The 10,965-nt window shown below is 62.1% G+C and carries 7 protein-coding genes; 6 read left to right on the top strand and 1 reads right to left on the bottom strand.

Translation table 11 applies throughout. From position 1 onward, the window contains the following. Positions 1 to 8 precede the first annotated feature (8 nt). The 4 genes from FHT82_RS10060 to FHT82_RS10045 all read left to right on the top strand — a co-directional run bounded on the left by FHT82_RS10060 (position 9) and on the right by FHT82_RS10045 (position 4,952). Positions 9 to 782, top strand: a complete 774-nt coding sequence (locus tag FHT82_RS10060) for a FadR/GntR family transcriptional regulator (protein WP_183729350.1) — start codon at positions 9 to 11, stop codon at positions 780 to 782. Positions 783 to 846: 64 nt separating this feature from the next. Further along, positions 847 to 2,208, top strand: a complete 1,362-nt coding sequence (gene glmU / locus FHT82_RS10055) for a bifunctional UDP-N-acetylglucosamine diphosphorylase/glucosamine-1-phosphate N-acetyltransferase GlmU (protein ID WP_183729347.1) — start codon at positions 847 to 849, stop codon at positions 2,206 to 2,208. A 108-nt stretch (positions 2,209 to 2,316) separates the two neighbouring features. Continuing rightward, on the top strand, positions 2,317 to 4,143 hold the full coding sequence (glmS, locus tag FHT82_RS10050) for a glutamine--fructose-6-phosphate transaminase (isomerizing) (protein WP_183729344.1): 1,827 nt from the start codon (positions 2,317 to 2,319) through the stop codon (positions 4,141 to 4,143). 122 nt (positions 4,144 to 4,265) lie between these two features. Continuing rightward, the gene (locus tag FHT82_RS10045) at positions 4,266 to 4,952 is read left to right on the top strand and encodes a DUF502 domain-containing protein (RefSeq protein WP_183729341.1); all 687 of its coding nucleotides are present in this window, start codon (positions 4,266 to 4,268) and stop codon (positions 4,950 to 4,952) included. On the opposite strand, the gene recG is transcribed toward FHT82_RS10045, so the two are convergent. Further along, positions 4,949 to 7,054, bottom strand: a complete 2,106-nt coding sequence (gene recG, locus FHT82_RS10040; protein ID WP_183729338.1) for an ATP-dependent DNA helicase RecG — start codon at positions 7,052 to 7,054, stop codon at positions 4,949 to 4,951. The two genes, FHT82_RS10045 and recG, sit on opposite strands and share 4 nt — an antisense overlap. Before the next feature lie 94 nt (positions 7,055 to 7,148). On the opposite strand from recG, the gene FHT82_RS10035 reads away from it, so the two are divergent. After that, a complete protein-coding gene (locus FHT82_RS10035) occupies positions 7,149 to 7,451 on the top strand; it encodes a succinate dehydrogenase assembly factor 2 (protein WP_183729335.1) in 303 nt (100 codons plus the stop codon). Next, positions 7,448 to 10,954 (top strand): transcription-repair coupling factor, encoded by a 3,507-nt coding sequence (mfd, locus tag FHT82_RS10030; RefSeq protein ID WP_183729333.1) that lies wholly within the window; start codon positions 7,448 to 7,450, stop codon positions 10,952 to 10,954. Before FHT82_RS10035 ends, mfd begins: the two co-directional genes overlap by 4 nt. Positions 10,955 to 10,965 lie beyond the last annotated feature (11 nt).

The following is a 10,965-nucleotide window of genomic DNA, read 5'->3' as shown; positions in this document are numbered from 1 at the left end:
GTGTCGTATTGCGCAACAGACCGCTTGAAACCCGTAAGGCAGGGCGAAGAACCCGAACAAGCCACGCGCATGTCGTCGATGAACTCGGAAGGGGAATCGTCGCCGGCACCTATCCCGTCGGCACGATCCTGCCCGGAGACGGAGAGCTGGCGCAGCGCTTCAAGGTCTCGCGTACGGTGCTGCGTGAAACGATGAAGACGCTCGCCGCCAAGGGCATGGTCGTTGCAAAGGCGCGCGTCGGTACGCGTGTGACGGAAAAGAACTTCTGGAACATGTTCGACACCGAAATCATATCCTGGCATTTCGCCAATGGTGTGAGTGAAGAATTCCTCCTGCAGCTTTACGATATCCGCCTCGCTTTCGAACCCTTCGCTGCCGGCCTCGTGGCAGAGCGCGCAAATCCGGCCGAGATCGAATTGCTGCGCGGCCTAGCGCTCGATATGGCTGCAAGCGGCCACACGTCCGAGAGCCTCGCGCTTGCCGACCTGCGTTTCCATCTCGCTGTTTCCGAAGCTTCCCACAACCCGTTCATGCGTACACTCGGCGGGCTTATCGAGGCAGCACTCGTCGGCATGTTCCGCATGAGCACGCCGCCATCCCAGAGCGGTTTCGCCAACATCGCCGAGACCCATATGCGCATCGTCGATGCTATCGCCGCAGGCAATACCGCTGCCGCACGCAAGGCGATGGAAGATGTCATCGTAGAGGGCAGAGAGCACGTCCACGAAGCCTTCTCCGCGCTCGCCGAGCCTATCGTTTCCCTGCCGATTTCGTCTTTTTGAAGCCTCGCCTTGCTGCTATGAGCGGCAGAACAGCCGATTAGCAATGGATTCTCGGAGTCTGCCCATGGAACGCACCTGCCTTGCCGTCATTCTCGCCGCCGGTGACAGCACGCGAATGAAATCCGCAAAGTCGAAGGTGCTGCATGAGGTGGCCGGCCGGCCGATGATCGCCCATGTCGTCGATGCGGTAGCAGCAACCGGAATTTCGTCCGTAGCCCTCGTCGTCGGCCGCGATGCCGAGAAGGTGGCAAAGGCTGCCGATATCGGTGGCGTAAAAATCCAATCCTATTTGCAGGAGCGGCGCCTCGGCACCGGCCATGCCGTTCTCGCCGCCCGTGAGGCGATTGCCGAGGGTTACGACGATATCCTCGTCACCTATGGCGATGTGCCGCTGCAGACCGCCGGCCCGCTGCTCGAAGCGCGCAAGGCGCTGGCCGAAGGCAGCGACATCGTCGTCATCGGTTTCCACACGGACCGCCCGACCGGCTATGGGCGCCTGCTCGTCAAGGATGGTGAGCTGATCGCCATCCGCGAGGAAAAGGATGCGACGGATGCCGAGCGCACCGTCAAGTGGTGCAATAGCGGCCTGATGGCGATCAATGGCCGCAAGGCGCTCGACCTTTTGTCGCGCATCGGCAACAGCAATGCCAAGGGCGAATATTATCTGACCGATCTCGTGGAGATCGCCCGTTCGCTTGGTGGCCGCGTCACTGCTGTCGATGCGCCGGAGGTTGAAATGACCGGCTGCAACAATCGCGCCGAACTCGCTGCCATCGAACGGCACTGGCAGGAGCGTCGCCGCCACGAATTGATGCTCTCGGGTGTGACGATGATCGCCCCGGAAACGGTCTTCCTCTCTTATGATACCGTCATCGGCCAGGATGCGCTGATCGAGCCGAATGTCGTTTTCGGCCCCGGCGTCGTCATCGACAGCGGCGCAGTTATCCATGCCTTCTCGCACATCGAGGGCGCGCATGTGAGCGAAGGCGCAACGGTCGGTCCTTTCGCGCGTCTGCGCCCAGGTGCGGATCTGTCGGCCGGTTCCAAGGTCGGCAATTTCTGCGAGGTCAAGAACGGCAAGATCGGCGAGGGCGCCAAGGTCAACCATCTGACCTATATCGGCGACGCCGTTATCGGATCAGGCACCAATATCGGCGCCGGCACGATCACCTGCAATTATGACGGGGTGAACAAGTTCGAGACGATCATCGGCAAGGATGCCTTCATCGGCTCGAATTCCTCGCTGGTTGCCCCCGTCACGATCGGCAACAGCGCTTATATCGCGTCGGGCAGCGTCATCACCGCCGATGTGCCGGCCGAGGCGCTCGCCTTCGGCCGTGCCCGTCAGGAAATCAGGCCCGAGCGGGCCAGACTTCTGCGCGAACGGGCGCTTGCCATCAAGGCGGCGAAGAAGGCCAAGGCCTGAGCTTTCTTCCGTAACCGGCGGAAACCGAAAGTGACCGCCGTACCAATTGAGAAATAAGCGAGAATCGCTAGGAGTGGCCTCAGGATTAAAGGCCGAGGGGACGTTTGCATGTGCGGAATTGTGGGGATCGTTGGAAATGCGCCGGTTGCGGGCCGTCTCGTTGATGCGCTGAAGCGGCTGGAATATCGCGGTTACGATTCCGCCGGTGTCGCCACGATCCATGAGGGCGTGATGGATCGCCGCCGCGCCGAGGGCAAGCTCTTCAATCTGGAGAAGCGCCTCGACAGCGAGCCGCTTCCGGGAACGACCGGCATTGCCCACACGCGCTGGGCAACCCATGGCGTGCCGAACGAGACCAACGCCCATCCGCATTTCGTCGAAGGCGTCGCCGTCGTCCATAACGGCATCATCGAAAATTTCTCCGAACTGCGCGATGAACTGAGCCACGAAGGCGCTGCCTTTCGAAGCCAGACCGATACCGAAGTTGTCGCCCACCTCATGGCGAAATATCTGCGCGAAGGCCTGTCGCCGCGCGAAGCCATGCTGAAGATGCTGAACCGCGTCACCGGCGCCTATGCGCTCGCCGTCATGCTGAAGAGCGACCCCGACACGATCATGGCCGCCCGCTCCGGCCCGCCGCTTGCCATCGGTTATGGCAGGGGCGAGATGTTCCTGGGATCGGATGCCATCGCGCTGTCGCCCTTCACCAACGAGATCACCTATCTCGTCGACGGCGATTGGGCCATAATCACCCGCGATAGCGCGACCGTGCTCGATTTCTCCGGCAAGGTGGTCAAGCGCCCGCGGCAGATCTCCCAGGCGACCGCCTATGTCGTAGACAAGGGCAATCACCGCCACTTCATGGAAAAGGAAATCTACGAGCAGCCGGAGGTCATTTCCCACGCGCTCAGTCACTATGTGGATTTCGCAGCCAATACGATCAGTCCGAATGCATCCGCCATCGATTTCAAGGCGGCGACCGGTCTTGCCATTTCGGCCTGCGGCACGGCCTATCTTGCCGGCTTGATCGGCAAATACTGGTTCGAGCGCTATGCGCGCCTGCCGGTCGAAATCGACGTCGCTTCGGAATTCCGCTACCGCGAAATGCCGCTGCAGCCCTCGCAGGCAGCGCTCTTTATTTCGCAGTCGGGCGAGACCGCCGATACGCTGGCGTCGCTGCGCTACTGCAAGGAAAACGGCCTGAAGATCGGCGCCGTCGTCAACGTGCGGGAATCGACCATTGCCCGCGAATCCGATGCGGTCTTCCCGATCATGGCCGGCCCGGAAATCGGCGTCGCCTCCACCAAGGCTTTCACCTGCCAGCTTGCCGTGCTTGCTTCGCTGGCGATTGGCGCCGGCCGCGCCCGCGGCACGATCAGCGCTGACGACGAGAAGGCAATGGTGCGCCACCTGGCCGAAATGCCGCGCATCATGAGCCGAGTCCTGAACCTCGTCCAGCCGCAGATGGAAGGCCTGTCGCGCGAACTCTCCAAGTGCAAGGACGTGCTCTATCTCGGCCGCGGCACCAGCTTCCCGCTTGCAATGGAAGGCGCGCTGAAGCTCAAGGAAATCTCCTATATTCACGCCGAAGGTTATGCCGCCGGTGAGCTGAAGCACGGACCGATCGCACTGATCGACGAAAATATGCCCGTCATCGTCATCGCGCCCTATGACCGTTTCTTCGAAAAGACCGTGTCCAACATGCAGGAAGTCGCAGCCCGCGGCGGCCGCATCATCTTCATCACCGACGAGAACGGTGCGGCTGCCTCCAAGCTGCCGACAATGGCGACGATCACGCTTCCTGTCGTCGATGAGATCATCTCGCCGATGATCTTCTCGCTGCCGATCCAGCTGCTTGCCTATCACACGGCAGTCTTCATGGGCACGGACGTGGACCAGCCGCGCAATCTCGCGAAATCGGTGACTGTGGAGTAAGCCTTCAGGGGTTGAAACATGTTGTGCGACAAGGCGAATTCTGGCAGTTTTGAGCCTACGGACACAGGGGGAGGCCGGTTCGACGGCCTGTCTGAAGACTGAAACGGAGTTCATCAGAAAAGATGACCGAGAAGGCTCCCCGAGTGCCGGTCGCAATGCGGCTGAGGAATAATTTTCTCGCCGGACTTATCATCTGCGCACCGATCGCGATCACCATCTGGCTGACCTGGACCTTCATCCATTGGTCGGACAGTTGGGTGCGGCCTTATATCCCGGCGCGCTGGAATCCCGAGAGCTACATCAACTTCGCCATACCCGGTTTCGGCCTGCTGATTGCCGTGGTGCTGATCACCATCGTTGGTTTCCTCGGCAAGAACCTTATCGGCCAGAGCATTGTCCGCTTCGGCGAATCCATCGTGCATCGCATGCCGCTGGTGCGTACCGTCTATAGGAGCGTCAAGCAGATCTTCGAAACAGTTCTGAAAGAGCAGTCGAATTCCTTCAAGAAGGTCGGCCTCATCGAATATCCGGGGCCGGGCCTCTGGGCACTGGTCTTCATCGCCACCGATGCCAAGGGCGAGATCGGTTCGAAGTTCAATGCAATGGGGCAGGATATGGTTGCCGTCTTCCTGCCGCCGACGCCGGTGCCGACGGCGGGCTTCCTCATCTTCGTGCCGCGCGAGAAGATCGTCATGCTCGACATGAGCCCGGAAGATGCGGCCAAGTTCCTGATATCAGGCGGCCTCGTTGCCCCCGAACACTTGCCTGTCGTGCGTCCCAAGCCTAAGGCGATATCCAAGGTCGACTAGCCTGCCCTCAGGAAGCGGATCGCTTCGTCGCGGCGGAAGAGGTAGAGTAGGGTGCGCACTGCCTCGCCGCGTTCGCTCGTCAGGTCCGGATCGCGCTCGATCAGATAGGCGGCGTCCTTGCGGGCGATTTCGAGCAGATCGGCATGCGCCTCGATACTGGCGATACGAAACCCCGGCGTGCCTGACTGACGTGTGCCGAGAAGCTCGCCTTCGCCTCTGAGCTTCAGATCTTCCTCGGCAATCCGGAAGCCGTCCTCGGTCTCGCGCATGATCGAAAGCCGCGCATGGCCTGTTTCACCGAGCGGCCCCTTATAAAGCAGGATGCAGGTGGAAGCCTCGTCGCCACGGCCGACACGACCGCGAAGCTGATGCAGCTGCGCCAGGCCAAAACGCTCGGCATGTTCGATCACCATGATCGTCGCATCCGGCACGTCGACGCCGACTTCGACGACGGTCGTCGCCACCAGCAACCGTAATTCGCCGCTCTTGAAGGCGAGCATGACCGCATCTTTCTCCGGTCCGCTCATCCGCCCGTGAATGAGGCCGATGCCAGGACCGAGTGCGGAGACGAGCGTCGCATGCCGCTCCTCCACCGACATCAGATCAACTTCTTCGGATTCCTCGACCAACGGGCAGATCCAGTAGGCCTTCTTGCCTTCCGCCAGCGCGCTCTTGAGGCGGCCGACGATCTCACCGGTCCGCTCGATCGGAACTGTGATCGTTTGGATCGGCTTTCGACCTGCCGGCTTCTCCGTCAGCTTGGAGACATCCATGTCGCCGAAGGCTGCCAGCACCAGCGTGCGCGGGATCGGTGTTGCCGTCATGACCAGCATATGCGGCGAAATGCCCTTTGCCGTCAGCCGCAGGCGTTGGTGCACACCGAAACGGTGCTGCTCGTCGACGACAGCCAGCATCAGGTTCTCGTAGTTGACGCTATCCTGGAAGAGCGCATGCGTGCCGATGATGATCTGCGCTTCGCCCGACGCAATGCGCTCGAGAATATCCTCTCGCTCACGGCCCTTGGTTCGGCCCGTCAGCACTTCGACGCCAAGGCCCGCCGCATCAGCGAATTTCGAGATCGTTGCATGATGCTGGCGCGCGAGGATTTCGGTCGGCGCCATCAGCACGGCCTGTCCGCCGCTCTCGATGACCGCAGCCATTGACAGCAGCGCAACCAGCGTCTTGCCGGAGCCGACATCGCCCTGGAGAAGCCGCAGCATACGTTCATCGCCAGCCATGTCCTTCAGGACATCGGCAACAGCCTCGGTCTGGCTGCGCGTCGGAGAAAAAGGAAGGCTTTGCAATATCTTGCCGCTGATTTCTCCAGTAGCATGTACGGGTTGTCCAGCCACTTTGCGCAGCCGTTGGCGCACCAGCGCAAGCGATAGCTGGCCGGCCAGAAATTCGTCATAGGCAAGCCTGCGACGGGCAGGGGTCTGCGGATCTATGTCAGAGGTGTCCCGCGGCTCGTGCAGCATATGGAAACTGTCGCGGATAGAGGGCAGGCCCTGCTTCTGCGCCAGCGAAAGATCGATCCATTCCGGCAATTCCGGCATGCGCGGCAGCGCCGCCTCGATGATCTTGCGCAGCGTCTTCGGCGAAAGCCCCGCCGTCAGCGGATAGATCGGCTCGATCAGCGGTAGGTTCTCACCCTCGCTTGCCTTGACGATATAGTCGGGGTGAACCATCGAAGCGCGGCCGTTGAACCAGTCGACCTTGCCGCTGACGGTCACTTCCTCGTCGATCGGGAGCTGTTTCTCCAACCACGCGGCCTGTCCGCGGAAGAAGACGAGCGACAGCTCGCCGGTCTCGTCACGCAGGAAGACGCGGTAGGGAACGTTGCGATTGCCGCGCGGTGGCGCCTGATGCCTGTCCACACGCGCCGTGATCGTCACGATCGCGCCTTGCGGCGCGCGGGCGATCCCCGGCTGGTTGCGCCGGTCTATCAGCGAATGGGGCGCATGGAACAGAAGGTCGATGACTCGGCAATCCTCGGGCGTCTCGCGTCCGAGCAGCTTGACGAAGAGCTCCGAGATCTTCGGGCCGACGCCTGGAAGGCCCGAGACGGGAGAAAACAGCGGATCGAGAATGGCGGGGCGCATAGGCGCCAAAATGCGATGAACAATAGGGCCTTGGCAAGGCTGACAAGCCGCTTTCGAGGGTCTATAGAGGCGCATCAACAAGGAAGGTGATGCCATGACAGGTGTAACGCTCACGAGCGCCGGTCTCGACCCCCGCCGCCGCCGGATTCTGTTCCGCTGCTGGCATCGCGGTATCAGAGAGATGGATCTTGTCTTCGGTCAGTTTGCTGAAAACGAACTTCCCACCATGAGCGAAGCCGAACTCGATGAGTTCGAGACGATCATGGGCGAAGAGGATAACGACCTCGTGCGCTGGATCATGGGAACCTGGCCGACGCCCGAGCATTTACGGACACCCATGTTTGCCCGCATCGCCGCCTACAAACCCGATTTCGACCTGCCCAGGAAGCCGGAATGATCCCTGGTTTTGATGCCAAAAAGCTCGCAGCTGCCGCCGAGCCGCTGACGATCGGCAACGTGCCTGCGGGCATGGAGCCGCTGCTGCTTGCCGAACTCGCCCGCAATGGTGAGCCGGTGGCCTATGTCCTGTCGGACGGTCAGCGCATGGCCGATCTGGAGCAGATGCTGGGCTTCGTCGCCCCCGATATCCCGGTCCTGACGCTGCCCGCCTGGGACTGCCTTCCCTATGACCGCGTCTCGCCGAGCGCCGATACATCGGCAAGGCGTCTCGCCGCCCTTTCGGGCCTGATTGCGCATCACAAGAAGCCGCACGCGGCAATCGTGCTCGTGACTGTCAATGCCCTGCTGCAGAAAGTGGCGCCGCAGGACATCATCGAAAGCTTGGCCTTCTCGGCTCGCCCCGGCAATCAGGTGCGGATGGATGATATTGCCGGCCGGCTGGAGCGCAACGGCTTCGAGCGTGTGGCAACCGTGCGCGAGGTCGGCGAATATGCCGTGCGCGGCGGCATTCTCGATGTCTTTGTCCCTGGTTCGGAAGAGCCCGTGCGTCTCGATTTCTTCGGCGACACGCTGGAGAGTATCCGCAGCTTCGATCCGGCCAGCCAGCGCACGATCGGACAGGTCCGCTCCCTCGATCTCAACCCGATGAGCGAGGTGACGCTGACGCCGGATACGATCAGCCGCTTCCGCAAGAACTACCTCTCCGCTTTCGGCGCCGCGACCCGCGACGATGCGCTTTACCTTGCCGTTTCCGAAGGCCGCCGTTATCCCGGCATGGAGCATTGGCTGCCGCTCTTCTATGAGAGGCTGGATACGGTGTTCGATTACCTCTCCGGCTTTCGCATCGTCACCGACCATACGGTGCGCGAAGCCGCCGAAGAGCGCTCGAAGCTGGTCTATGATTATTACGATGCGCGCCTGAATTCCGGGCAGTCGAGCAAGGGCCAGATGGCGCAGGGCACGCCCTATAAGCCCGTCACGCCGGGCCAACTCTATCTCGATAGTAAGACTTTGGCGCGCACGCTGGATGCGATCAACGCTATCAGGGTTTCGCCCTTTAACGAGCATGAGGGGGAGGCGCGCCGCGTCGTCAATCTCGATGCACGCCAGGGACCGCGCTGGGCGCGCTCCAATGCCGAAGGCGGCGGCGATGCGGAGCGCGTCAACGTCTTCGACGTCGTTGTCAAACATATCGCCGATAAGCGCGCCGGCGGCGCGAAGGTCGTTATCACAGCCTGGACCGAGGGTTCGCTCGAGCGCCTGCTGCAGGTGCTGAATGAACACGGCCTGGAACGCATCAAGCCGATCGCTGCGCTGAAGGATGTCGCGGGCCTTGCAAAGGGCGAGGCGGCGGCGGCCGTGCTCAGCTTGGAATCCGGTTTCGAGACAGGTGATCTGATCGTCATCGGCGAACAGGATATTCTCGGCGATCGCATGGTGCGCCGCTCCCGCCGCAGGAAGCGCGCGGCCGACTTCATCTCCGAAGTCGCCGGCCTCGACGAAGGATCGATCGTCGTCCACGCCGAACACGGCATCGGCCGGTTTGTCGGCCTGCGCACCATCGAGGCGGCCGGTGCGCCGCATGCCTGCCTCGAACTGCAATATGCCGACGATGCCAAGCTCTTCCTGCCGGTCGAAAACATCGATCTCCTGTCGCGGTTCGGCGGCGAGGGTACGGAGGTGCAGCTCGACAAGCTCGGCGGCGGCGCATGGCAGATGCGCAAGGCCAAGCTCAAGAGGCGGCTGCTGGATATGGCCGACGCGCTGATCCGCATCGCGGCCGAACGCCTGACTCGCCACGCGCCCGTGTTGACGACGCCGGAAGGGCTCTATGACGAGTTCGCCGCCCGTTTCCCCTATGACGAAACGGAAGATCAGGAAAACGCCATCGAGGCCGTCCGCGGCGATCTCGGCGCCGGTCGTCCGATGGATCGCCTCGTCTGCGGTGACGTCGGTTTCGGCAAGACCGAGGTCGCACTGCGCGCTGCCTTCGTCGCTGCCATGAACGGCGTGCAGGTCGCCGTCGTCGTGCCGACGACACTGCTCTCCCGCCAGCATTTCAAGACCTTCTCAGAGCGCTTCCGTGGTCTGCCGATCCGCATCCAGCAGGCTTCGCGCCTCGTCGGCTCCAAGGAGTTGGCGCTCACGAAAAAGGAAGTGGCCGACGGCAAGACGGATATCGTCGTCGGCACCCATGCGCTGCTCGGCGCCGGCATCAACTTCGCCAATCTCGGCCTGCTGATCATCGACGAAGAGCAGCATTTCGGCGTCAAACACAAGGAGCGCCTGAAGGAGCTGAAGAGCGACGTGCATGTGCTGACGCTCTCGGCAACGCCGATCCCGCGCACGCTGCAGCTTGCCATGACCGGGGTGCGCGAACTCTCGCTCATCACCACGCCGCCGGTGGACCGCATGGCGGTGCGCACCTTCATTTCGCCCTTCGACAGCCTCGTCATCCGCGAGACGCTGATGCGCGAGCATTATCGTGGTGGCCAGAGCTTCTACGTTTGCCCGCGTCTCGCTGATCTGGAAGACGTGCATGCCTTCCTGCAATCGGATGTGCCGGAGCTGAAGGTCGCCGTCGCCCACGGCCAGATGCCGGCCGGCGAACTGGAAGACATCATGAACGCCTTCTACGAAGGTCGATATGACGTGCTGCTCTCGACCACCATCGTCGAATCCGGCCTCGACGTGCCGACGGCCAATACGCTGATCGTCCACCGCGCCGATATGTTCGGCCTGGCACAGCTCTATCAGTTGCGCGGCCGCGTCGGCCGCTCCAAGGTGCGCGCCTTCGCGCTCTTCACGCTGCCAGTCAACAAGGTGCTGACGGCAACCGCCGAGCGCCGCCTCAAGGTGCTGCAGTCGCTGGACACGCTCGGCGCCGGCTTCCAGCTGGCAAGCCACGACCTCGATATCCGCGGTGCCGGCAACCTGCTCGGCGAGGAGCAATCCGGCCATATCAAGGAAGTCGGTTTCGAGCTGTACCAGCAGATGCTGGAAGAGGCGGTCGCAGAAGTGAAGGGTGTCGACGAGATCCAGGATACCGGCTGGTCGCCCCAGATATCCGTCGGCACGACTGTGATGATCCCGGAAGGTTACGTGCCCGACCTGCATCTGCGCATGGCGCTCTACCGCCGCCTCGGCGAACTCACCGATCTCAAGGAGATCGATGGCTTCGGTGCCGAGATGATCGACCGCTTTGGCCCGATGCCGGTAGAGGTCCAGCACCTGCTGAAGATCGTCTACATCAAGTCGCTCTGCCGCACCGCCAATGTCGAGAAACTCGATGCCGGCCCGAAGGGCGTCGTCGTACAGTTCCGCAACAAGGAATTCCCGAACCCGGCCAATCTGGTCGGCTATATCGGCAAGCAGGGCGCGATGGCGAAGATTCGCCCCGACCACAGCCTGTTCCTGACGCGCGACCTGCCGACGCCGGAAAAGCGCCTGCAGGGTGCGGCCGTCGTCATGACGCAGCTTGCGGAGTTGGCCAAAAACTAAGGGCAGCCCGG

This window comes from Rhizobium sp. BK275 (assembly GCF_014193555.1).
Taxonomy (GTDB): domain Bacteria; phylum Pseudomonadota; class Alphaproteobacteria; order Rhizobiales; family Rhizobiaceae; genus Rhizobium.
The sequence above is the reverse complement of the archived record's forward strand: the minus strand, read 5'-3'. Positions and strand labels throughout refer to the sequence as shown.

What these genes read in the sequence shown, in the direction of transcription:
- glmU (WP_183729347.1), top strand. Translation starts at nt 847, where the DNA reads ATGGAACGCACCTGCCTTGCCGTCATTCTCGCCGCCGGTGACAGCACG.
- glmS (WP_183729344.1), top strand. Translation starts at nt 2,317, where the DNA reads ATGTGCGGAATTGTGGGGATCGTTGGAAATGCGCCGGTTGCGGGCCGT.
- FHT82_RS10045 (WP_183729341.1), top strand. Translation starts at nt 4,266, where the DNA reads ATGACCGAGAAGGCTCCCCGAGTGCCGGTCGCAATGCGGCTGAGGAAT.
- recG (WP_183729338.1), bottom strand. Translation starts at nt 7,054, where the DNA reads ATGCGCCCCGCCATTCTCGATCCGCTGTTTTCTCCCGTCTCGGGCCTT.
- FHT82_RS10035 (WP_183729335.1), top strand. Translation starts at nt 7,149, where the DNA reads ATGACAGGTGTAACGCTCACGAGCGCCGGTCTCGACCCCCGCCGCCGC.
- mfd (WP_183729333.1), top strand. Translation starts at nt 7,448, where the DNA reads ATGATCCCTGGTTTTGATGCCAAAAAGCTCGCAGCTGCCGCCGAGCCG.